This window comes from Herbaspirillum sp. WKF16, from assembly GCF_028993615.1.
Taxonomy (GTDB): domain Bacteria; phylum Pseudomonadota; class Gammaproteobacteria; order Burkholderiales; family Burkholderiaceae_D; genus Herbaspirillum.
In genome coordinates this window covers 3,659,669-3,682,860 of the sequence record NZ_CP118632.1, presented here as the reverse complement: position 1 = coordinate 3,682,860, position 23,192 = coordinate 3,659,669, and the positions used below count along the sequence as shown (strand labels likewise).

Genomic DNA, 23,192 nt, shown 5'->3' with positions numbered 1-23,192 from the left:
CTTTTTTCATGGAGGTGAATTCTCTGGGCGGATAGCGGTGAAGTGCGATACAATGCGCGCTGGCGGGCCCCTGCGCATTGTGGCATGGTCAACCTGGTCAGGTCGGGAACGAAGCAGCCACAGCCATTTCCCGCAAGTGCCGCAGACAAGGCTCGCCTCTATCTCTCCCCCTCCGCAAGTCATCTCTCGTTTCAGCTGCCGGTTCCAACGAGGCGGCAACATCCGGATTTCCATTGAAACAGCGCTGCCGCGCAATGCGCCCGTAGCCGCATGCGCGCAGTACGCGGCTAGGCGCGCAACCCGTCGTCCAGGATGGCCGATACGCCGATGAAGGCGGGGTACTCGGCCGTGATGACATAGGTCGGGATTTTCCTGGTCACCACCGACATGCGCCCCTTGTTCTCGAAGCGCGCGCGGAACGGCGAGCGTTCGAAGTAGTCGCCCAGGTGCGGCACCACGCCGCCGCCGATGTAGATGCCGCCCAGCGATCCCAGGGTCAGCGCCAGGTCGGCGGCGACCGTGCCCAGCATGCTGCAGAAGAGATCGATGGTTTCCTTGCATGGCGCGTCGCCTTGCTGCAGGCCTTGCTCCACGATCTGCGCGGCTTTCAGTTCCTGTTCCGGATGGCCGTCGATGGCCAGCAGGGCGCGGTGGATCATCTCAAGCCCGGGGCCGGACACCAGGCGTTCCGCCGACAGGTGTTCATAAGTCTTCCAACCGTATTGCAGCACCGCGACCTCGCGCGCGTTGGCCGGGGCGAAGGCGACGTGGCCGCCCTCGCTGGCCAGCGGCAGCCAGCGGCCGTCTCCGCGCACCAGGCCGCCGACGCCCAGTCCGGTGCCGGCGCCGACCACGCCGATCGGCTGGTCCGGTTCGGCGACGCCGCCGCCGATCTGCCACAGGTCGGCCGGCTTGAGCTGCGGGACGGCCATCGACAGGGCGGTGAAATCATTGACCACCAGCAGCGTATCGAAGCCCAGCAGCCGGCGCGCGGCCTCGATGGAGAACGCCCAGTCGTGGTTGGTCATCTTGATCTGGTCGCCCTGCACCGGATTGGCGATGTCCACCACCGCGTGCCGCACCGGCGGATTGCCGGCCAGCTTCAGGTAGGCCTGCACGGCGTCGGTGAATTCCTTGTAGTCGGCGGCAGGTAGCGTCTTGACGCTTTCGATGCGGCCCGGCCCGGGCTCCAGCGCGAAGCGCGCGTTGGTGCCGCCGATGTCGGCCAGCAGGCGTGGGCCGTCGGCATGGTCGGCGCCGACGTTGCGGGAAGTCTTGGATGCGACAGTTTGCATGTGTGATGTCCGTGGCGAGAGACTGCACATGGTCCTCGCCGTCAGGTATTTTTATGGAGGTGAAACGTAACTTCGCTACCTGCTATGAGGCAGGCGGCGTTCAGCGGTTCCGTATCGATACCGCCCGCGCGAGATTTTTCCGGCAGGCATGAGCCGGCCGGCAATGACACCTTCCCAGCGAAGGCTAATCAGGCGCCATTCCCAAGGACTTGCGCAAGGCTGCTGCGGACCCGCGTCATGACGGCCTCCCAGCTTTCATCCTTGCCTTGTCGGAACAAATTGAAGTTCGAGTACCACGGGGTATCGATGCGTTCCAGTTGCCAGCGCCAACAAGTATTGAAGCGGTTGAGCAGCCAGACGGGCTTGCCGATGGCGCCCGCCAGGTGGCAGACGGACGTGTCGACTGAGATGATCAGGTCCAGATTGGCGACCAGCGCGGCAGTATCGGAGAAGTCATGCAGCTCGTCGGAGAAGTCATGCACTTGGCGCTGCATGGGGCTGTCCCGCAGTTGCTGGCTGGGTTCGCCCACTTGCAGCGAATAGAAACTCAGATCCGGATGCATGCGTTGCAACGCCAGTAGCGGATTGAATACTGCAAAGGGAATGGAGCGCAGCGGATCAATGATGGCCGAGCCGGGATTCCCGGTCGCGGCGCTGCCCGCCCACACCAGCCCAACGCGGAAACCTCGCTTGGAGCCGAGCTTCTCGTACCATGCGCGCCATTTGGCCGAGTCCGGCGTCAAATACGGTGCGCGGGGAATATCCCTGTCTCCGGTCATCCCGCAGGCCAGCGGCAGGCTCATGATGGGGCAGTGGAAGTCGAACGGCGGCAAGGTTTCGTCTGGCTCCAGCACCTGCGAGATGCCGGGTGTGTTGCGCAACAGCTCCTTGAGCGCCGCTTGCACCTGGGCAATGACGGTGGCGCCGCGCGCGGCGAGTACGGAGGCGAAGCGGATGAACTGGATGGAATCTCCAAAGCCCTGTTCAGCGTGAATCAGGATGGTTTTGCCTTCGATCGGCTCACCGCCCAGCCACAGCGGTTCGGAGAATGTTTGCAATTTTCCGATCATCTGATCGGTTCGCCAGCGCCATTCGTACTTCTTCCAGCCACGGGAAAAGTCTCCTCGTCGCAAATGGAGCAGACTTTCATTCCAATGCGCCGGCGCGTAATCGGGATCGATCTCCTGGGCGCGATGGTATTTTTCCAAGGCCTCATCGAAGCGCTGGAGCTCCTCCAATGTTGCTCCGCGGTTGAACCATAGCTCCACCAGGTCTTCGCTGACGTCTGCGCTCTCGTCGAAGACCGCAAGCGCTTCTTCCGACTTGCCTTGCTGGTACAGCACGAAACTCAGGTTGGAGATCGCCTGGACGAACTTGGGGTCGAGCTCCAATGCCCGGCGGTAGCAGGTCTCTGCATCGGCAAGCTGGCCAAGATACTTGAAGGTGTTGCCCAAGTTGAAAACAGCTTCGATGAAATCGGGCCGCAATGCGATGGCTTTGCGATAACTCTCGATGGCATCGTCCAGCAATTCCAGGTCATGCTGGGTGTTTCCGTATTCGAACCAGACGTCGGCGTCGTCGGTGGCCTGGGATAAGAGCTTCCTGTAACCATCAAGCGCATCATGCAGCCGCCCGAGCGAGCGCAAGGTGTTGCTGCGCATATGCTGCGCCTGCAGGAAGTCAGGCTTCAATGCCAGCGCGCGCTCGTAACACTGCAGCGCTTCATCGTAGCGTTCAAGATGTCGCAATGCCGTACCGCGGTCGAAATAGGTGTCGATGTGGCCGGGATTGAGGTCGATCGCCTTTCCCAGCTGCGCCTGCGCGGCTTCCCAGTCCTCAAGGTGCAGCTTGAGCATGCCGTAGAGGTAGTTTGCCTCGAAATGCCGGGCATCCTTCGACAGCGCTTTCTTGTACAGCTCTTCTGCCGCTTTCATTTTGCCTTGTTGGTGGAGCGCAAGGGCTTGTTGCAGAAGGATGGTGGCGGCGGATGCTTGTTGACGCATGGTGTTTTTTGGGCCTGCAGAAAAGGGAGGATCTGTTGTCGCGTTTTATACGGTCATGGCATGGCCGCGCATTGTTGCCGTCAGTGTCCCAAATTTGCAGGTGTTTTGCCAAGCCGATTTGAACGTTAAATGCCGCTTATTTCTCCCGACGGAGGGATCGCCCTGCGGCATCTTCCGAATTCTTTTACACTCATCGCCAGCCCGAAGGACCCTGCGGTCGGCGGGCACTTGAACATGTGGCGGGTCTTGCCCGCCTTTCACTACGGAGTCTTCCTGATGAGTTTCGCCATTCCCGCCCCCGCCCAGTCCACCGTTCCGGTAGTCGGAGGCGATCCCTTCCCGGTGCGCCGCATCTATTGCGTCGGCCGCAACTATGCGGCGCACGCCCGCGAGATGGGCCATGACCCCGACCGCGAACCGCCGTTCTTCTTCACCAAGCCGGCCGACGCCATCGTGCCGACCGACTCGGTGGTGCCTTACCCGGCGGCCACTTCCGATTACCACCACGAGATCGAACTGGTGGTGGCGCTGGGCCGCGGCGGCCGCGACGTGCCGGTGGAAAAGGCGCTGGAGCTGGTCTACGGCTACGGCGTCGGCCTCGACATGACCCGCCGCGACATCCAGGCCCAGGCCAAGAAGATGGGCCGTCCCTGGGACATGGCCAAGGGCTTCGACCAGTCGGCGCCGTGCGCGCCCATCGTCCCGGCCGCCAAGTCCGGCCATCCCGACAAGGGCGCCGTGTGGCTCAAGGTGAACGGGGAAGTGCGCCAGGAAGGCGACCTGTCGGACCTGATCTGGAGCGTGGCCGAAACCATTTCCTACCTGTCCGGCCTGGTCGAGCTGTTCCCGGGCGACCTGATCTACACCGGCACGCCCGAAGGCGTGGGCGCGGTGGTCAAGGGCGACAAGCTGCAAGGCCATGTGGACGGCCTGCCTGACATCAACATCACCATCGGTTGATCCCGCGGCCGGCGCCTCCTTCTAGAAGGAAACGTCGGCGGTTCGATGTCATGATGGAAACATTTGGCGCGCCCATGAGCGTCGGGCGCACCGCCTTTTTGGGCCTCTGCGCGGGGCAGACACCAAACTGTCATGAAGCCGGTTGCGATGCGGCGTATAATAGCGGTCTTCCGGGCAACGGCAGCAACTGGCCCGGTCAATGCACTTTGCATCATCCGAAGCGGGCGGCCGCGCAGATTGGGCCGATTTTCGCGTAATACTTCTACACTGAAAGCAACTGAACCCGTGCGCATGCACCCCATGCACCGGAGCCGCTCTGGCGGCTGCCGCGGCGCTGTCGCACCGTTCGCAACAAACCATGTCCGACACCACGTCCGCAGCACCGGCAGCACCCTCCATCCGCTTTGAAGATTTCGGGCTGTCGCCCGATATCCTGAAGGCGCTGGCCGAGCAAGGCTACGTCCATCCCACCCCGATCCAGGCCGAGGCCATCCCCGTGGTCCTGCAGGGGCGCGATGTCATGGGCGCAGCACAGACCGGCACCGGCAAGACCGCCGGCTTCTCGCTGCCGATCATCCAGCGCCTGCTGGCGCACGCCAGCCACAGCGCGTCTCCTGCGCGCCATCCGGTGCGCGCGCTGATCCTCACGCCGACCCGCGAACTGGCCGACCAGGTCGCCGACAACGTCAAGGCCTACTCGCGCTTCACGCCCCTGCGCGCCACGGTGGTCTTCGGCGGCGTCGACATGGCGCCGCAGACCGCGGCCCTGCGCGCCGGCGTCGAGATCGTGATCGCCACGCCCGGCCGCCTGCTGGACCACGTGCAGCAAAAGACCGTGAACCTGGGGCAGACCCAGATCCTGGTGATGGACGAGGCCGACCGCATGCTTGACATGGGCTTCCTGCCCGACCTGCAGCGCATCATCAACCTGTTGCCCAAGCAGCGCCAGAACCTGATGTTCTCGGCCACCTTCTCGCCCGAGATCAAGAAGCTGGCCGCCAGCTTCCAGAACAACCCGGTCACCATCGAAGTGGCGCGCAGCAACGCCACCGCCGAGACCGTGACCCAGGCCATCTACAAGGTCGACGAGTCCGCCAAGGCCGACGCCGTGGCCTACATCATCCGCCAGCGCCAGTTGAAGCAGGTGATCGTCTTCTCCAACACCAAGATCGGCGCCTCGCGCCTGGCGCGCACGCTGCTTGCCGAAGGCATCAATGCCTCCGCCATCCACGGCGACAAGACCCAGGGCGAGCGCATGGCCGCGCTGGAGTCCTTCAAGCAAGGCCAGATCGAAGTGCTGGTCGCCACCGACGTCGCCGCGCGCGGCCTGGACATCGCCGAGCTGCCCTGTGTGATCAACTACGACCTGCCGTACAACGCCGAAGACTATGTGCACCGCATCGGCCGCACCGGTCGCGCCGGCGCCTCGGGCGACGCCATCTCGCTGTTCTGCGACAAGGATGAGCGCCTGCTGCAGGACATCGAGAAACTGATCAAGAAGAAATTCGATCGCGCCGAGCTGGCCGGCTTCGCGCCGCGCGCGCGTCATGAACGTGCGGAGCGTCCCGAACGCGGCGAGCGCAGCGCCCGGGGCGAGCGCGCTGAGCGCAGCAGCGAGCGTGGCGCAGAGCGCAGCGAACGCAGCAGCCGCAGCCGCGACGGCGGCGCACCCCAATCGCGCCGCGAGAAGGTCGATCCCTGGTTCCTCAAGCCCTACGAGGCCACTGCCGAGGAGCCGGTCTCGACCAAGCCGGAACTGCCCAAGTCGAACCGCCCCAAGCCCAAGGTGGCTGCGCTCCTGGGCGGCATGCCCAAGCGCTGATCCGGATTCGCGTCCCCATGAAAAAGCCCGCATCGCGCGGGCTTTTTTGTGGCCGCAGCGGATTATCGCCGCGGACCGAAACGCGTATCCCAGCCGGCCAGCGCCAGCGTCCAGAACGCCTGGCGGTCTTGCGCCGCGCGCGTATCGAGCCCGAGGAAACCGGCGGCACGCTGCAGTTCGTCCAGCGGCCGGGCGAGGTCGAGCGCCTGGGCGCCGTTCTGCTTCGAGAATTTTTCCCCCGTGGCGTTGGTCAGCAAGGGCAGGTGCAGGTAGCGCGGCGTCGGATACCCGAGTTGCCGCTGCAGGTAGATCTGGCGCGCGGTCGAGTCCAGCAGGTCGGCGCCGCGCACGATGTCGGTGACGCCTTGCTCGGCGTCGTCCACCACCACCGCCAGTTGATAGGCCCAGAAGCCGTCGGCCCGCTGCAGCACGAAGTCGCCCGCCTCGGCCGCGAGGTGCTGCGATTGCGGCCCCAGCCAGCGGTCGTCGAAGCGCACCAGCTCCCCCTCGGCGCCGGCGTCGGGTACGCGCAGCCGCAGCGTGCGCGCCGTCTTGCCGGGCGCCAGGCCGCCGCGGCAGGTGCCGGGATAGATGGCCGCGCCGTCGCTGGCCGTGCCCACGCGCGAGTCGGCGATCTCCTTGCGGCTGCAGCCGCAGGGGTAGGCCAGCGCGCCCAGCTTGTCGCGCGCGGCTTGATAGCGGTGCTTGCGTTGGCTCTGCACCAGCACCGGGCCATCCGAATGCATGTCCAGCGCCGCCAGCGCGTTGGCGATATCTTCCGCCGCCCCGGGCACGGTGCGGGTTTCATCGATGTCTTCTATCCTCAGCAGCCAGCGCCCGCCATGCACGCGCGCATCCAGGAAGCTGGCCAGCGCCGCCACCAGCGAGCCTGCGTGCAGCGGGCCGGAAGGCGAGGGCGCGAAGCGCCCGACGTAGTCGCCGGCCATGCTCATGCCTTGACGCTGGCGGCGACCGGGCCGATCAGCGATTGCCGCACGTCGGGCCGCGCCAGATAGTTGATGAACCACTTCAGCGACTTGCCCTGTTCCGCCTTGGGCCAGGCCACCATGAAATTGTCGTTGGGTTTGGCGGCCAGCGTCTGCTTCTCCACCAGCGCGCCGCTGGCCAGGTGGGGCGCGGCCCAGATGCGCGGCAGGTGGCCGCAGCCCAGTCCCGCCAGTTGCGCTTCCAGCTTGTCGGCGACGGTGGCTACCGTCAGCGTCTCCTGGCCCGACAGCAGGCCCATGGTCAGGGTCGGCAACGACTGGCTGTTGTCGCCCACGGCGATGGCCCGGTACGAACGCACCAGCTCGGCCGGCAGCGGTTCGGGCGCGTCGGCCAGCGGATGGCCGGGCGCGACCGCGAAGACCCAATCCACCGCGCCCAGATCCTGCATCTGGAAGCGGCCGCTGGTGCGCACCACTTCCGGCCCGTCCAGCGTCACGCCGATGACCAGGTTGGCGCGCCCCTCGATCAGCTTCTCCCAGGCGCCGGTCAGTACCCCGGGCGTGAAGCGCAGCTGGGTGCCCGACTGCTCGCGGTCGAAGGCGTCGATGATGGGCAGCATCTTGTCGAAGGGAATCAGGCTGTTGAGCACGATGTGCAGCTCGGTCTCGCGGCCGGTGGCGGTGCGCTTGACGCGCTGCTCCAGGTCGTTGGCCGCCAGCAGCAGGTGGCGCCCCTCCTGCAGCAGCTGCTGGCCGGCCGGCGTGAGCTGCGCGCGGTGGCCGCGGCGGTCGAACAGCAGCACGTCGAGGTCGTCTTCCAGCTTGCGCACGCTGTAGGTCAGCGCCGAGGGCACGCGGTCCAGCGCCACCGCGGCGGCGGCGAAGCTGCCTTTGCGGTCGATCATGTCGAGGATCAGCAGGGATTCCAGGGTCAGATTCATTCGATTTCTCTTGTTTAAATTTTTTGAATAAACCCTACGGATTTTAGCCCTTATGTCGGCAAAAGATAGTGCCTATAGTGAGCACATCGACAACAATTTGTACGAATCAATCCCGAGGCGTACAGCTTTCAAGAAAGAGGTGTTGACATGATGCAACTGCGCAAAGCGAACGATCGTGGCCACGCCAACCATGGTTGGCTTGATTCGTACCACAGCTTCTCCTTCGCCGACTATCACGACCCCAAGCACATGGGCTTCGGTCCGCTGCGCGTGATCAACGAAGACCGCGTGGCCGCCGGCCAGGGCTTCGGCACCCACGGCCACCGCGACATGGAGATCATCTCCTACGTGCTGGAAGGCGAGCTGGCGCACAAGGACAGCATGGGCAACGGCAGCGTGATCCGTCCGGGCGACGTGCAGCGCATGAGCGCCGGCACCGGCGTGCGCCACTCCGAGTACAACCACTCGCAGGACGGCACCACGCACTTCCTGCAGATCTGGATCATGCCCGACCAGGCAGGCGCCGCGCCGGGCTACCAGGAAGCGCACTTCTCGGCCGCCGACAAGGACGGCAGGCTGCGCCTGGTGGCCTCCAAGGACGGTCGCGACGGTTCGGTCAGCATGAACCAGGACGCCCAGCTCTACGCCGGCCTGTTCGACGGCGAGCAAAGCGCCAGCTACACGCTGCCGGAAGGCCGGCTGGGCTATGTGCATGTTGCACGCGGCACCGTCTCCGTCAACGGCCAGCAACTGGAAGCCGGCGACGCGCTGCAGCTGGCCGCGATCGACAAGGTCGAGATCAGCGGCGGCGACAAGGCCGAGGTGCTACTGTTCGACCTGCCGCACTGAGTTGTTTTTCGCAACACCCGCCGGTACCGATCACACCGGCGGTTTTTTCCACATCCACACTCTCTAGAGACAAGGAACAGCCATCATGACCAAAGTCGCCATCGTCTATCATTCCGGCTACGGCCACACCAAGAAGCAAGCCGAAGCCGTGCAGGCCGGCGCGGCAGCCGTCGCCGGCGCCAGCGTCGAGCTGATCGCCATCAATGCCGAGGGCAACATCACCGACGCCGAATGGGCCGCGCTGGACGCCGCCGACGCCATCATCTTCGGCTCGCCGACCTACATGGGCAGCGTGTCGTGGCAATTCAAGAAGTTCGCCGACGCCACCTCCAAGCCCTGGTTCAGCCAGAAGTGGAAGGACAAGATCGGCGCCGGCTTCACCAACTCGGCGACCATGAACGGCGACAAGCTGTCGACCCTGCACTACCTGTTCACGCTGGGCATGCAGCAAAGCATGGTGTGGGTCGGCACCGGCCTGATGCCCGCCAACAGCAAGGCAGCGCAGCGCAACGACATCAACTTCGTCGGTTCCTTCTCGGGCCTGATGGCGCAAAGCCCGTCGGACTCCTCGCCGGAAGAAGGCCCGCTGCCGGGCGACCTGGAAACCGCCAAGCTGTTCGGCAAGCGCGTGGTGGAAACCGCGATCCGCTTCAAGAAGTAAGCCTGCGATTTTCCCGTATGCAAAAAAGCCCACCGGATGGTGGGCTTTTTTATTGCCGGCGTGGCGCGGCGAACGTCGGCGGGATCAGGCAGGCGCGCCGGCGCTTTCAGCCGCGGCGCGCTGCTTGGGCGCGCAATGCGGGCACGATTTTCCCGGCACGTAATCCGGCGACAGCTGCTCGCGCGGGGTGACCACGGCGCGGCAGGCGAAGCACTGCGCGGTCTGGCTTTCCTTCAGGTCCGGGCTCAGCGCGGTGCGGTAGTCGAACACGAAGCAGTCGCCGGTATAGTGCGCGCCGCCGACCTCTTCAAAATACTTGAGGATGCCGCCTTCGAGCTGGTAGACGCTGTCGTAGCCGATGTTCTGCATGTGGATCGCGGCCTTCTCGCAGCGAATGCCGCCGGTGCAGAAGGTGACCACGGTCTTGCCCTCGAAGTCGGCCTTGTGCTCCTCGATGACCTGTGGAAACTCGGTGAACTTGGCGATGCGGTAGTCGACCGTGTTGTCGAAGGTGCCGACGTCGACTTCAAAGCCGTTGCGGGTATCGACCATGACCACCGGCTTGCCGTTGTCGTCGTGGCCCTGGTCCAGCCAGCGCTTCAGGTCACGGGCTTCGACGAAGGGCGCGCGGCCTTCCTCCGGCTTGATCAGCGGGTGCTTCATCGTGATGATCTCGGCCTTGAGCTTGACCAGCATGCGCGTGAAGGGCTGCTTCTCGGAATAACTTTCCTTGACGATGATGTCGGCGAAGCGCGCATCGGCGCGCAGCCAGGCCAGGTAGGCATCGATTTCGTGGCGCAGGCCGGCCAGGAACATGTTGATGCCTTCGGGCGTGAGCAGGATGGTGCCGCGCAGGTTGTTGTTTTGGCAAACCGCGAGGAATTCGGCGCGCTTCTCGGCGGTGTCGTCGAAGCTGATGAATTTGTAGGCGGCGATGTTGACGTAAGGTGTATCCGGGGACTGCATGGTTCTTTGCTCTAAGTCTTTGAATTGTCAGCATTATATACGCGCGAGCCCCATCCCCGCAGCTATTTGCCCATACACTGAGGCAAATCAAATGCGCTCGGGAAAGGCGATCGGGCGCATGCTGTCAAGCGCGATCTGACGACTGCAAATCGGCTTAATCAGGCCGGGCCGGCATCCCAACCTCCGGTAAAATGTGGCCCCATGACTACACCGCAATTCGTACACCTCCGGATGCATTCGGAGTACTCCATCGTCGACGGCCTGGTGCGCATCGACGACATCGTCAAGGCCGCCGCCAAGGATGGCCAGGCCGCCATGGCCATCACCGACCTGTCCAACCTGTTCTGCATGGTGCGCTTCTACAAGGAAGCGCGCGGCAAGGGCGTCAAGCCCATCGCCGGCTGCGACCTCTGGATCACCAACGACGCCGACCGCGAGAAGCCCTCGCGCCTGCTGGTGCTGATCAAGAACCGGCAAGGCTACCTGCAGCTGTGCGAGCTGCTCTCCGAAGCCTGGCTCAGCAACCAGTACAAGGGCCGCGCCGAAGTGCGCATGGAATGGCTGGACGCGCTGCGCCGCCAGGAAGGCGGCAACGGCCTGATCGCGCTGTCCGGCGCGTCCATGGGCGACGTCGGCCAGGCGATCGACAACGGCAACCTGGCGCTGGCCGAGCAATGCGCCAGCCGCTGGGCGGAGATATTCCCCGGCGCCTACTACCTCGAGCTGCAGCGCGCCGGCCAGGCCAACATGGAAATGCAGGTGCGCCAGACCGTGGCGCTGGGCGCCAGGTTGGGCTTGCCCAGCGTGGCCACGCACCCGGTCCAGTTCCAGAGCGCCGGGGAATTCATCGCCCACGAAGCGCGCACCTGCATCGCCGAGGGCGAGATCATGGCCAACGCGCGCCGCGTGCGCCGCTTCAACGACCAGCAGTACTTCAAGTCGCAGGCCGAGATGGCCGAGCTGTTCGCCGACCTGCCGGGCGCCCTCGCCAACAGCGTGGAAATCGCCAAGCGCTGCAACCTGGTGCTGCAGCTGGGCAAGCCGCAGCTGCCTGACTTCCCCACGCCGGATGGCATGACCATCGACGACTTCCTGGTGGCCCAGACCAAGGCCGGCCTGGAGGATCGCCTCAAGCACCTGTTCCCGGACGAAGCCGAACGCCAGAAGCAGCGCCCGCGCTACGAGGCGCGCCTGGAGTTCGAGAACAACACCATCATCAAGATGAAGTTCCCGGGCTACTTCCTGATCGTGGCCGACTTCATCCAGTGGGCCAAGAACAACGGCGTGCCGGTCGGCCCCGGCCGGGGCTCCGGCGCCGGCTCGCTGGTGGCCTACTGCCTGCTGATCACCGACCTCGACCCGCTGCGCTACAACCTGCTGTTCGAACGCTTCCTGAACCCCGAGCGCGTCTCGATGCCCGACTTCGACATCGACTTCTGCCAGGAAGGGCGCGACCGCGTGATCCAGTACGTGAAGGACCGCTACGGCAAGGAGGCGGTCTCGCAGATCGCCACCTTTGGCACCATGGCGGCCAAGGGCGCGGTGCGCGACGTCGGCCGCGTGCTCGACCTCGGCTACAACTTCTGCGACGGCATTTCCAAGCTGATCCCGTTCAAGCCCGGCAAGCTGGTGACGCTGGCCGACGCCATCGAGGAGGAGCCGCTGCTCAAGGAGCGCCTGGAGAACGAAGAGGAAGTGAAGCAGCTGATGGGCCTGGCCCAGCAGGTCGAAGGCATCGCCCGCAACATCGGCATGCACGCCGGCGGCGTGCTGATCGCCCCCGGCAAGCTGACCGACTTCTGCCCGCTGTATACCCAGGGCGGCGACGCCGGCGTGGTGTCGCAGTACGACAAGGATGACGTGGAGGCCGTCGGCCTGGTGAAGTTTGACTTCCTGGGCCTGACCACGCTGACCATCCTCGACCGCGCGGTGCGCTACATCCGCATGCTCGACCCGGCCAATGCCGGCTTCGAGCTGGAAACGCTGCCCCTGAACGACCGCGCCTCCTACGAGCTGCTGACCAAGGCCAAGACGGTCGCCGTGTTCCAGCTTGAAAGCCGCGGCATGCAAGGCATGCTGAAGGACGCGCGCCCCGACCGCTTCGAGGACATCATCGCGCTGGTGGCGCTGTACCGTCCGGGCCCGATGGACCTGATCCCCGACTTCTGCAAGCGCAAGCACGGCGAAGCCTTCGACTATCCGGACCCGCGTACGGAAGGCATCCTCTCCGAGACCTACGGCATCATGGTCTACCAGGAGCAGGTGATGCAGATGGCGCAGGTGATCGGCGGCTACTCGCTGGGCGGCGCCGACTTGCTGCGCCGGGCGATGGGCAAGAAGAAGGCCGAGGAGATGGCCAAGCACCGCGAACTGTTCCGCGAAGGCGCGGCCAAGAACGGGCTGTCCACCGAGAAGGCCGACGAGATCTTCGACTTGATGGAAAAGTTCGCGGGCTACGGCTTCAACAAGTCGCACGCCGCCGCCTATGCGCTGCTGTCGTACTACACGGCCTACCTCAAGGCCCACCATCCCGCCGCGTTCATGGCCGCCAACTTGTCGCTGGCCATGGAAGACACGGACAAGGTCAAGATCCTGATCGAAGACGCGATCGATATCTGCAAGCTGACCATCCTGCCGCCGGACATCAACAAATCCGACTACCGCTTCATGCCGGTGGCCGAGGCCGGCAAGAAGGCCGCGCATGTGCGCTACGGCCTGGGCGCGGTCAAGGGCGCCGGCCAGAACGCCATCGAATCCATCCTGGAAGCGCGCAAGGACGGCCCGTTCAAGGACCTGTTCGACTTCGCCAAGCGCGTCGACAAGAAGCAGATCAACCGGCGCACCATCGACTCGCTGATCCGCGCCGGCGCCTTCGACTGCTTCAAGGTCGACCGCGCGATCCTGCAGGCCTCGGTCAACCTGGCCTGGGAAAGCGCCGAGCAGGCCGAGAAATCGGCCAACCAGGTCAGCCTCTTCGGTGGCGACGACAGCGACCTGGAGGCGCCGCTGGAATACGTGCAGGTCCCGGCCTGGAGCGACAAGCAGCGCCTGACCGAAGAGAAGGGCGCGCTGGGCTTCTATCTTTCGGGCCACCTGTTCTCGGCCTACGAAAAGGAAGTGCGGCGCTTCGTGCGCACCAAGATCTCCAGCCTGGAGCCGTCGCGCGAACCACGCAGCCTGGCTGGCATCATCACCGGCGTGCGGGTGCAGATGACCCAGCGCGGCAAGCTCGTGATCTGCACGCTCGACGACGGCACCGGCGTGATCGAAGCCACTATCTACAACGAGGTGTTCGAACCCTTCAAGCACATCATCAAGGAAGACGAGTTGCTGGTGGTGCAGGGCAAGGTCTCTGAAGACCGCTTCAACGGCGGCCTGCGCGTCTCGGCGGAGAAGGTCATGGACCTGGGCGCGGCGCGCATCCAGTACGGCGTGCGCATGGTGGTGTCGATCAACAAGGCGGTCGATGCCAACCAGCTGCGCGACGCGCTGTCGTCGCACCGCCAGGACCAGGGCCTGCCGTTCGTGATGCGCTACCTGCAGCCGGACGCCGGCTGCGAGGTGGTGCTGGGCGATGCGTGGCGGGTCAACCCCAGCGACAGCCTGCAGAGTTCGCTGGCGGCGTCGTTCGGCAAGGAAGCGGTGGTGGTGGAATATTGAGGGCCGCCAATCCATCCCTGGAGACAGGAACCGGAGGACGCGGTTGATGAGGTTGTCTTTCCATCATGTCATCGGAGCGCTGCTGTTGCTGTTCTCGGCGCTGGCCCTGATCGTGCCCGACCTGTCCAATACCTGCCTGTTCCTGCTGGTATTGTGCGGCGTCATCGACCTGTTGTCTCCTTCCCGCCTGCAGCCTGCCCCGCGCGCGCTTGCGTGGCGCCGCTATTGGCCGCTGTTTCTCGCCATGACCTTGCCGGCCGTCGCGGTGCTGCTGCACCAGGCCGGGACGGGCGACTTCAATTCCCGCGATTACGACAGGCCCCTGCGTCTGGCCGTATTCGTCCTCGTGTTCTTCGCGGTGCGGCGCGTGCGCATCGAAAAAGGCAGCTGGCTGAGTTGGGCCTGGGTGCTCGCCGCCGTGCTTGCCTTTGTCAAGGCATGGCGGGTCACCGAGGGCGGCAGCCTGCCCAATACCGGCAGTCTGGGGTTCATGGCGGGCATTGCATTCTCCAACATGGCGCTGCTGCTGGCGGTGTGGCTGCTGGTGTCGCTGCGCGGGGAGCGCGGGCGCTTGTTGTTGGCGGCCAAGGTGCTCGCCGTCGCGCTGGCCTGCTATGTGACATTCATGATCAAGACCCGAGGCACCTGGTTGGTGTTGCCGTTCTATGCGGTCTTCTTCGTCTGGTATCTGAAGAACCTGCGGCCCTGGCAGAAAGTGCTCATCGCCTTGTTTCCTCTGATCCTGCTGGGGGCGGCCGCCACGCAAAGCGAGATGGTGAGGGAACGCTTGCACGAAGTGCAAAGCAATCTCGCCGACTATGCCACGGGCGCCAACCGGGACACCTCGGTAGGACAACGCCTGGATATCTGGCGCGCCTCCTGGCTCATGTTCGAGGAGCATCCTTTGCTGGGCATCGGTCGTGAGAACTTCAAGCCCGAACTGTACCGCCTGGCGGCCAGAAAACTGACCAGTCCGGGCATTGCGGAGCTGCCCCACTCGCACAATGGAATGTTGTTCCAGATGGCCCTGTGGGGAATCGGCGGGCTGGCGGCATTGCTCCTGGTCTACCTCGTGCCGCTGGTTTATTTTTTCCGCGAGCTGCGCCATCCCGACATGCGGGTGCGCAGTTATGCCGCAATGGGCGTGACGCTGTGTCTGGGATTCTGGGTCTTCGACCTGACCGACGTCATGTTCTTCTGGGTGATCCTCAACGGATTCTATGCGATCAACCTCGCCGTCTTCCTGGTGTGCATGGATAACTGCAAGGCCGACTGGTCGCAGCCGCGCCAGGGTGAGCGTCCATAAGCGGCGGCTGCGGCGCAGCCGCTTCCGGATGTGCGTCGCCTAGCGAACGGCCGACAAGGCGGCTTGATGCATGGGCCGCGCGGCGTCTTCCTTGTGCCATTGCTCGACGATGGCGCCCACCCGTTCCGGTGTGATGGCGGCCATGCAGGCGCAGGTGCGCCCGGCGTTCGAATCGCAGTGGGCGCAGTTTTCCTCGGGGCTGGTGAGATTGATGGAGCGCCTGCCGAGCGCCGCCCAGCGGCCCGGATGCATCGGACGGGTGGGCGGGAACAGTCCGATGGTGCGCTGGTCGAGCGCGCCGGAAAGATGCAGCGGGCCGGTGCCGCTGGCAATCAGTGCATCCGCAGCGTCGATGAATATGGCCAGTTCGGCCAACGAGAAGCGCCCGCAGACGTCGTTGACATGGGCCTGCGCGAGCAGCTCCGGCGCATTGGCCCTCAGCCACTCGCCTTCGCCGGGGCTGCCGGTCAGCCATATCTTGATTCCACCATGGTCGCCCAGCCGCCTTGCCAATTCGGTGAAGTGCCCGATGGGCCATTCGCGGCCGTGCCCGTTCGAACAGGGATGGAAGATCACGTGAAAGTGGTCGGCATCCAGCAGCTGCATCATGTCGGCGCTCGGCGCAGGCAGGAGGAAATGCTGGTAGCCCGAAATCTCTTCCCGCGTGGGGATGGTGTTGCATCCGAAGGGCCTGAGGAATTCGAAATTGATCTGGGCCTCGTGATCCTGAGAAGTCCTCTTGCTGAAGCGCACGCGCCGGTTGCAGAACAGCATCAGGTAAAGTTTTTGCCGAGCGTTGCCGACGCGGTTCGGGATGCCCGCACGGAAGGCGGCCAGCGCCAGCTTCTTGTCGGGTTGGGCGAAGATGATCGTATCCACCGCCAGGCGCCGCAGGTGGGCTACGGGGTCGTCTCCAATCTCTTCCAGCGCCACCACGTCGTCTACGGCGCAGGACAGGCGCGCGATATCCATGGCGTACGCGCGGCACAGCAGGGTGATCCTGGCCCCCGGCACGAGTTCGCGAAGGCGCTGCACCATGGGCAGCGTGAGGACGACGTCGCCGATGTTGTCGGTTCGACAAATAAGGATGTGAGAGCTCTCGAGGAGCGGGAAGGCGGATTTCATGTCCGGGTTGCCGAGGGAAGTTGTTTCTATGAGCATAGATGTATGGAGCTTCCACCTCGACAGCCGGTTCCTAATGCTGAGGTTAAATCCGATAAATTCGCGTCAAGCGTCGTTCATATTTCCTTTCCGGGAAGACAGCCGGATCGGCCGGTGTGATTGTCGCCGTGGCTTGCTGCATTCATGCAACGTCTGGCGGCCGATATCGGCACATGCTCGTCCCGGACGATGGGAGAAGTGCCCGGCACTGTCGGCCGATGGCATAATTCAACTCTTTCGCCCTGGGCTGTCGTCGACGGTGGATCGGGCAGCGCAATTTCACCTGCGCTTGCGCGTGATGCCGCGCCGGCAGCACCGGGAGGCGTGCCGGGGAGAGGGGGCTGCTCTCAAGAGACGGCACGTGCCATAAAAACCATAAATCAAGTAACAAAGGTAATTGATGAATCGTTTCACCTCGTTTGCGGTATTTCTTTATTCAGCGATTTCCCTGATTGTGCCCAGTGGTTTTTCCGTGGGGTCCGGCCTGCTGGTCCTGGGCAGCGTCGTCTTGCTCGAACGCCGTCGTCGCGCACCCCTTTCGCGGGAAGATCGCGCCCTGATCGCGGTCTTCCTGTTCTATTTCGCCGTTTCGGTAGGCATGAACCTGCTGCACCATGAGATCGTCAAGGAATACGACCTGCCGCTGCGCTTCCTGTTGGCGGTGCCGGCGCTGCTGCTGCTGCGCGCCTATCCGCCCGCTCCCGGTTTCTTCTGGGGCGGGCTCGCCGTCGGCGGCATGCTCGCCGGGCTGTTCGCCGGCTATCAGAATTTGGGCCTGCACATCGAGCGCGCCGGCGGCCATACCAATCCTATTCAATACGGTAACATCAGCTTCATCATCGGCATGCTGTCGCTGGCGGGCATCGGCTGGGCCCTGCGCCAGGATCGCTCGCGCAGCTGGATCGTAGCCTTGACAATCGGTGGCGTCATGGGACTGCTTGGGTCATTGTTTACCGGCAGTCGCGGCAGCTGGATGGCCTTCCCGTTCTGTCTGCTGGCGCTCTACGCCTGCTATGGCGGCGAAATCGAGAAGCGCCATGTCTGGCGCATCGTGGGAGTGGTGCTGGCCGCCGCGATCGTGGTCTTCGCGGTGCCGCGCACCGGCGTGCGCGAGCGCGCCGAGTTGGCGTGGCGCGAGGCCGCCATGTACATGAAGAACAAGAATGCCGAGACATCGATCGGCACGCGTATGGAGATGTGGCGCACCGGATACCTGGCGGCTGCGGACAGTCCCTTGCTGGGCATGGGCAAGGCCGGTTTCGTGGCATGGGAGTCGGCCCAGATCGACGCCGGACGCATCGATCCCTTCATGCGCGAGAACAACCATGTCTACAACGAATGGCTGGATGCCGTCGTCAAACGCGGCCTGCCGGGCTTGGCGGCGCTGCTGTTGCTGTACTTCGTGCCGCTGCGCTATTTCTTCCGCCGCTTCAGGTCGGGCGCGGAACGCGCCCGGCCGTATGCGGTGGGCGGCATCATCCTGATCATCAACTACATCTGCTTCGGTTTTTCCCAGGTGTTCATGGCGCACAATACCGGCGTGATGACGCTGGGGTTCACCACCGTGATCCTGTGGGCGCTGCTGCGAGCCGAAGAAGAGCGATCAGCGCGCTGAGGCGCCGGGTTCCCGTTGCGGGAAGACAAGAAGGGCTGCGGTTCCCGCGGGAGCCGCAGCCCTTCTTGCATCAGCGCTTCAGTTTCCGGGCCAGGGCAGCTTGTGCGAACCGCAGGTACCAGTAAAGCCCCAGGGCGATCCTGCCGCGCTTCATCAGCGAGCGCGAGTGGATCCGCATCTCCTTGTGATTCAGCGGAGCCGTGTCGAGCGGCGTATCCCGCCAGGCGGACAGGGCGTGGTAGCGCAGATAGAGTTCACGCGCCACGTGGCCGCTCCAGTCGTTCCACGGCTTGATGAGGCCGGCGAAATGCAGGATGACGGCATCGCCCACGGCATCCATCGACAGTTTGCCGCGCTTGAGGTCGGCGATCATGCTGTAGATGTAGTTCCACTTGATGGGAATGTAGCGGACCCGTCCTTCCAATACGATATTGAGCGCGTCCTGGTCGTTGAAGGTCAGTTTCTCGCGGTTCGACAACAGCAACTCGATGGCGGTCTCGCTGATGCGATGCTTTTCCCATTCATGGATGTTGATGTAGAGGATGCCGGCGTTGAAGTAGTGCCGCGCCTTCATGCCAAGCACGGAATAACGCCCGTCTCTTCCTTCAGGCGTGGACCAGCCCACGTCTTCCACCACGAGCGCCACGGTGTCCTCGAGATCCATCGCCGCCAGCTCGTCGAGCGAGCCGATGCACAACATGTCGGCGTCGAGGTAGAACACGCGGTCGGTCACGTCCTTGAGCACCGAGGGCACGATGAGGCGGGTGAACGTCGACAGCGAGTAGTACGACGAGGCGATCATGTCCGCGAACCCCTGGAACAGCGACGGGTCGACCACGTGCGGCACCACCTGGATATCCGGATTGAGCTCGATCTCCTTCATGCGCCGGGCGTTGTCTTCCGAAACATGGAAGGCGAACACATGGAACACGAAGCGCCGCCGGGGATTGTGAGCGATGATCGATGCGATCATCGCGCCCATGGCGCGGAAATAGTGGTTGTCGACGCAAAAGGCGATGTGAAAGGCGTCTTGATGGCGGATGGTCGGCATGAAGTCGGATTCTGATGCGGGATGAATCGGATGAATGGGGCGTTGCGGCTTGTCCTGTTTTACTTCGCCGCCCGCTTGCGCAGATAGCGCACGTACCATTTCAGGCTTTCCAGCGGGCGCCCCTGGCGGTACAGGAAGCGCGAATGCATGCGCAGCTCCTTGGTGTTGCGCGGCTCGGTGTCGAGCGGCATGTCGGCCCAGGGCGAGATGTCGAGGTAGCGGCGGAACAGGTCGCAGGCTTCATGCCGGCTCCAGGCTGCCCATGGCTTCACCGCGCCGGCGAAGTGCACGAAGATGGCCTTGCCCACCGGCTTCAGGGCGAACTTGTTGACGTTGAGGTCGTGGATCAGGTCGTACAGGTAGTTCCACTTGGGCGAGACGTAGCGCGCCCGGCCGTTCAGGACGATGTTGAGCGCGTCCTGGTCGTTGAAGCGCATGTCGGTCTTGCTGGTCAAGAGCGTATCGAGGGTCTTGGCGGTGATGTCTTCGGCCAGCCAGTTCTCGATGTTGATGAAGAACACCCCGCCGTTGAAGTATTCGTTGTGCTTCAGGCCCAGCGCCGCGACGCGGCGCTGCAGCGTCACCGGGGCGTCGGGCACCACCACCGCGATGTCGCCGGAAATGTCCATGTCCACCAGCTCGTCGACGCTGTTGAAGCAGAGGATGTCCGCATCCAGGTACAGCACGCGATCGGTCACGCCGCGCAGCACGGTGGGGATCACCAGGCGCGTGAAGATCGACAGCGAGTAGTGCGAGTGGCCCAGGAAATGCGAGAACTGGGTGAACGACGCCAGGTCCAGCAGGTGCAGCTCGGTCTTGACGCGATACATCTGCTCCAGCTGTTTCAGGCGACGCTGGTGGTCGTCCGTCACCTCGAACGCCAGCACATGGAACGTGAAATGCTGGCCGGGGTTGTTGGCGACGATGGAGGCGATGGTGCCGCCCATTGCGCGGAAGTAGTTGTTGTCGACGCAGAAGGCGATGTGGAACGAGGGCTTGCCGTTGGCCGGCGCGGCCATGATGTCTTGTGTTGTGGGGACCTTCATCGGATGGCTTCCATGACTTGTTCTACGGTGACGGCCTTGACCCAGTCGCGGCGGTTCGGTGCGGTAATGACGGTGCTGTTGGCGCGGTCCACCGGCACCCATTCAGGATTTTTCTGGCGCATCAGCGCGATGACCGGCACGTGGACGGCGTTGGCCAGGTGCATCACCGCCGTCTCCACCGAGATGATCAGGTCGCAGCGTTCCAGCACCGCCGGCAGCTGGAAGAAATTCTCTTCCGCGCTGAACAGTTCGGTGCGCTGCAAGCGGTAGCGGCCGATGACGTCGCGCGCGTTGGCCAGCTCCTGCGGCACCGCGTTGACGATGAAGCAGGCATCCTGCCAGCCCGGTTGCGCCTGCATCGCCTGGACCAGCGCGGCGACATGTTCCAGCGGCCAGCAGCGCTTCCTGGTCTTGGCGTAGGGGTTGATGAACACCAGCTTGCCGGTGCGCGGCGAGAACTGCCAGGCCGCCAGTTTCTCCTCGGCCCAGGCGCGCCACTGCTGCGGGATCGCGACGAAGGGGAAGCGCGCCTGCGGCGTCACTTCCAGGCCGCTCAGCTGCTTGAACCAGTGCGCGTAGACGTCGCTGATGTGATGCTCCGGGCCGGCGTCGCGCAAGGGCGGCATGGCCGCATCCAGCTTGCGGTAGGCCAGCAGGTGATGCGGCTGGAAGAACTTGACCTTCTTGTCCATGCCGATCACCAGCCCCTCCGGGCTGATCTCGCGCGCCAGGCCCGCGTACAGGTGCGGGCGCAGCGTGGCCAGCGACACCACGATGGGGTAGTTCTCGCGGCGCGCCTCGGCGATCGAGGCGCGATACAGCTCGGGGCTGTAGGTGTTGCGATAGACCTTGGCGAAGAAGGGGCAGGCCTCGGTCCAGTCGTACAGGGCGTATTTCTTCAGGTGCGGCCATTGCGCGGCGTCGGCCGTGCGGCGCACTTCGTCGATCCACAGGTCGACCCTGAGCTGCGGGTTTTGCTCGGCGAAGGCCTTGAAGAAGTTTTGCAGGTAGGTGAAATCGCCCAGCGCGAGGTGGGCGATGAACAGGATCCTGTCCGATTTTTTCAGCAGGTCCGCTGGAATCAGTGTACTTGTTGGCATGCCGGTCGCGGGTCAGGCTTGTTTTTGCTGGGAGAACTGCAGGCGATAGAGGTTGGCGTAGACGCCTTCCCTGGCCAGCAGCTCCTGATGGTTGCCGATTTCGGCGATCTGTCCGTGCGCCAGCACCACGATGCGGTCGGCGCGTTCGATGGTGGACAGGCGGTGCGCGATCACGAAGGTGGTGCGGCCCTGCATCAGGCGATCCAGCGCAGCCTGCACGGCGCGTTCGGACTCGCTGTCCAGCGCCGAGGTGGCTTCGTCCAGGATCAGGATGGGCGCATCCTTGTAGATGGCGCGGGCAATCGCCACACGCTGGCGCTGCCCGCCGGACAGGCGCGAGCCGTTGTCGCCGATGTTGGTCTGCAGGCCGTCGGCCAGGCCCTGCACGACGTCGTTCAGGTGCGCTGCGTCCACCGCGGCGGCAACCCGCGCCGGATCCGGATGGTGATCGCCGTAGGCGATGTTGGCGGCCAGGGTGTCGTCGAACAGCACGGTGTTCTGGTTCACCATCGCGATCTGCTGGCGCAGGCTGTAGAGCGAGATGGTTTCGATGGGACGGTCGTCCAGGCGGATCTCGCCGCCGCTGGTGGAGTAGAAACCGGGGATCAGGCTCACCAGCGTCGACTTGCCGCCGCCGGACATGCCGACGAAGGCGATGGTCTCGCCGGCGGCGACGTTCAGGTTCAGGTTCTTCAGCGCCAGTTGCTCGTGGCCGGGGTAGGCGAAGCTGACGTCGACGAAGTCCAGCTTGCCGGTGGCGCGCTGCGCCAGTGCCTCGCCGGTGACGCGTTCGGTGGGCTTGTCGATCAGGTTGTAGACCTCTTCGGCCGCAGCCACGCCGCGCTGCAGGGGGCCGTTGATCTCGGCCAGCTGTTTCAGCGGCGCCAGCAGCATCAGCATCGCGGTGATGAAGGAGACGAAGCCGCCCACGGTGATCTGGCCGTTGCCCGACTGCACCAGCGCCATCACGATCACGATCGCCACTGCGGTGGCCGTCATCAGCTGGGTGATCGGCACCGTCGAGGAAAAGGCCGCCGTCATGCGCATGGTGTAGCGGCGCAGGTTGTCGGCGCGCTGGTGGAAGCGACTCTTTTCATATTCCTGGCCGCCGAAGATCTTGATGACCTGCTGGGCGCGGGTGGTCTCCTCGATCACCTGGGTCATCTCGGCATTGACCGCCAGCGAGTCGCGGTTGAGCTTTTTCAGTCGCTTGCCGGTGGCGCGCACCACGATCGTCACCAGCGGCAGCAGCACCAGCGTGACGATGGTCAGCACCCAGTTCAGGTACAGCAGCCAGGCCAGCAGGCCCAGCACGGTCAGCGCCGAGCGGACGATCGAGGTGAACACCTTGGTCACCATGTCGATGATCTGCTGCACTTCGAACATCATGGAGTTGATGACCTTGCCCACGGTGTTGTTGGCGTAGAAGTGCACCGGCAGGTCCAGCATGCGGGCGAACATCTGGCTGCGCAGCTCGTTGAGGATGCGGGTGGACACCCAGGTCATCATGTAAGAGCTGGTAAAGGTGGCAATGCCGCGGATGAAGAAGATGCCGATCACCGCCACCGGCACCAGCCACAGCGAGAACGTCGGCTTGCCGACGAAGCCCTTGTCCAGCAGCACCTGGAAGATGTAGGGCACGACCGGCTCGGTGGCGGCCGTGACGATCATGGCAAGGAACGCCAGCGCCAGGCGCTTCTTGTAAGGCCAGTGCAGGGCGGCGAGGCGTTTCATGTTGGTGGACAGCATCAGGTATTCCTAGCTTGCGACGCAAAAATGACGAAAAGAGAGATTATGCCGCGTCCGCCG

At 64.1% G+C, this 23,192-nt stretch carries 17 protein-coding genes and 1 other RNA gene; 8 read left to right on the top strand and 10 right to left on the bottom strand.

What is annotated here, in order from left to right; translation table 11 throughout:
* Nucleotides 1-61: 61 nt before the first annotated feature.
* An RNA gene (ffs, locus tag Herbaro_RS16640) (signal recognition particle sRNA small type) lies at nucleotides 62-160 on the top strand.
* 127 nt (nucleotides 161-287) lie between these two features.
* On the opposite strand, the gene Herbaro_RS16635 is transcribed toward ffs, so the two are convergent.
* Both Herbaro_RS16635 and Herbaro_RS16630 read right to left on the bottom strand, forming a co-directional pair.
* A complete protein-coding gene (locus Herbaro_RS16635; protein WP_275010728.1) occupies nucleotides 288-1,295 on the bottom strand; it encodes a glucokinase in 1,008 nt (335 codons plus the stop codon).
* 188 nt (nucleotides 1,296-1,483) lie between these two features.
* Nucleotides 1,484-3,298, bottom strand: a complete 1,815-nt coding sequence (locus tag Herbaro_RS16630) for a tetratricopeptide repeat protein (protein WP_275010727.1) — start codon at nucleotides 3,296-3,298, stop codon at nucleotides 1,484-1,486.
* Nucleotides 3,299-3,574: 276 nt separating this feature from the next.
* Between Herbaro_RS16630 and Herbaro_RS16625 the strand changes: the two genes are divergently transcribed.
* On the top strand, nucleotides 3,575-4,258 hold the full coding sequence (locus Herbaro_RS16625; protein ID WP_275010726.1) for a fumarylacetoacetate hydrolase family protein: 684 nt from the start codon (nucleotides 3,575-3,577) through the stop codon (nucleotides 4,256-4,258).
* A 358-nt stretch (nucleotides 4,259-4,616) separates the two neighbouring features.
* Nucleotides 4,617-6,080 (top strand): DEAD/DEAH box helicase, encoded by a 1,464-nt coding sequence (locus Herbaro_RS16620; RefSeq protein WP_275010725.1) that lies wholly within the window; start codon nucleotides 4,617-4,619, stop codon nucleotides 6,078-6,080.
* Nucleotides 6,081-6,142: 62 nt separating this feature from the next.
* On the opposite strand, the gene gluQRS is transcribed toward Herbaro_RS16620, so the two are convergent.
* Both gluQRS and Herbaro_RS16610 read right to left on the bottom strand, forming a co-directional pair.
* Nucleotides 6,143-7,033 (bottom strand): tRNA glutamyl-Q(34) synthetase GluQRS, encoded by an 891-nt coding sequence (gene gluQRS / locus Herbaro_RS16615; RefSeq protein WP_275010724.1) that lies wholly within the window; start codon nucleotides 7,031-7,033, stop codon nucleotides 6,143-6,145.
* Nucleotides 7,030-7,968 carry a LysR family transcriptional regulator gene (locus Herbaro_RS16610; RefSeq protein ID WP_275010723.1) on the bottom strand — a complete coding sequence of 313 codons (939 nt, stop codon included), beginning with the start codon at nucleotides 7,966-7,968 and terminating at the stop codon, nucleotides 7,030-7,032. Before Herbaro_RS16610 ends, gluQRS begins: the two co-directional genes overlap by 4 nt.
* 147 nt (nucleotides 7,969-8,115) lie before the next feature.
* Here Herbaro_RS16610 and Herbaro_RS16605 point away from each other — a divergent pair, with 147 nt between their 5' ends.
* Together Herbaro_RS16605 and Herbaro_RS16600 are read left to right on the top strand one after the other, a co-directional pair.
* Entirely contained in the window at nucleotides 8,116-8,817 is a 702-nt protein-coding gene (locus tag Herbaro_RS16605; protein ID WP_275010722.1) for a pirin family protein, read from the top strand.
* Between the two features lie 85 nt (nucleotides 8,818-8,902).
* Nucleotides 8,903-9,478 (top strand): flavodoxin family protein, encoded by a 576-nt coding sequence (locus Herbaro_RS16600; RefSeq protein ID WP_275010721.1) that lies wholly within the window; start codon nucleotides 8,903-8,905, stop codon nucleotides 9,476-9,478.
* A gap of 84 nt (nucleotides 9,479-9,562) precedes the next feature.
* Here the strand turns inward: Herbaro_RS16600 and Herbaro_RS16595 are convergent, their stop codons facing one another.
* On the bottom strand, nucleotides 9,563-10,444 hold the full coding sequence (locus Herbaro_RS16595) for a sulfurtransferase (RefSeq protein WP_275010720.1): 882 nt from the start codon (nucleotides 10,442-10,444) through the stop codon (nucleotides 9,563-9,565).
* A 201-nt stretch (nucleotides 10,445-10,645) separates the two neighbouring features.
* On the opposite strand from Herbaro_RS16595, the gene dnaE reads away from it, so the two are divergent.
* Both dnaE and Herbaro_RS16585 read left to right on the top strand, forming a co-directional pair.
* Nucleotides 10,646-14,104: a DNA polymerase III subunit alpha gene (gene dnaE / locus Herbaro_RS16590; RefSeq protein ID WP_275010719.1), complete on the top strand. Its 3,459-nt coding sequence runs from the start codon at nucleotides 10,646-10,648 to the stop codon at nucleotides 14,102-14,104.
* A gap of 46 nt (nucleotides 14,105-14,150) precedes the next feature.
* The gene (locus Herbaro_RS16585; protein ID WP_275010718.1) at nucleotides 14,151-15,410 is read left to right on the top strand and encodes an O-antigen ligase family protein; all 1,260 of its coding nucleotides are present in this window, start codon (nucleotides 14,151-14,153) and stop codon (nucleotides 15,408-15,410) included.
* A gap of 39 nt (nucleotides 15,411-15,449) precedes the next feature.
* On the opposite strand, the gene Herbaro_RS16580 is transcribed toward Herbaro_RS16585, so the two are convergent.
* Nucleotides 15,450-16,535: a glycosyltransferase family 9 protein gene (locus Herbaro_RS16580; protein ID WP_275010717.1), complete on the bottom strand. Its 1,086-nt coding sequence runs from the start codon at nucleotides 16,533-16,535 to the stop codon at nucleotides 15,450-15,452.
* 436 nt (nucleotides 16,536-16,971) lie between these two features.
* Between Herbaro_RS16580 and Herbaro_RS16575 the strand changes: the two genes are divergently transcribed.
* Entirely contained in the window at nucleotides 16,972-18,186 is a 1,215-nt protein-coding gene (locus tag Herbaro_RS16575) for an O-antigen ligase family protein (protein WP_275010716.1), read from the top strand.
* 70 nt (nucleotides 18,187-18,256) lie between these two features.
* Here Herbaro_RS16575 and Herbaro_RS16570 read toward each other — a convergent pair whose 3' ends face one another.
* From Herbaro_RS16570 to msbA, 4 genes are read right to left on the bottom strand one after another with little or no spacing between them, the layout of a single operon-like run.
* Nucleotides 18,257-19,237: a glycosyltransferase family 8 protein gene (locus Herbaro_RS16570; RefSeq protein ID WP_275010715.1), complete on the bottom strand. Its 981-nt coding sequence runs from the start codon at nucleotides 19,235-19,237 to the stop codon at nucleotides 18,257-18,259.
* 59 nt (nucleotides 19,238-19,296) lie between these two features.
* On the bottom strand, nucleotides 19,297-20,283 hold the full coding sequence (locus Herbaro_RS16565; protein ID WP_275010714.1) for a glycosyltransferase family 8 protein: 987 nt from the start codon (nucleotides 20,281-20,283) through the stop codon (nucleotides 19,297-19,299).
* Nucleotides 20,280-21,383, bottom strand: coding sequence for a glycosyltransferase family 9 protein (locus tag Herbaro_RS16560; protein WP_275010713.1), 1,104 nt, complete (start codon nucleotides 21,381-21,383; stop codon nucleotides 20,280-20,282). Before Herbaro_RS16560 ends, Herbaro_RS16565 begins: the two co-directional genes overlap by 4 nt.
* Nucleotides 21,384-21,395: 12 nt before the next feature.
* Complete coding sequence (gene msbA, locus Herbaro_RS16555; protein ID WP_275010712.1) at nucleotides 21,396-23,132, bottom strand: lipid A export permease/ATP-binding protein MsbA; 1,737 nt, start codon at nucleotides 23,130-23,132, stop codon at nucleotides 21,396-21,398.
* Between the last annotated feature and the right edge of the window lie 60 nt (nucleotides 23,133-23,192).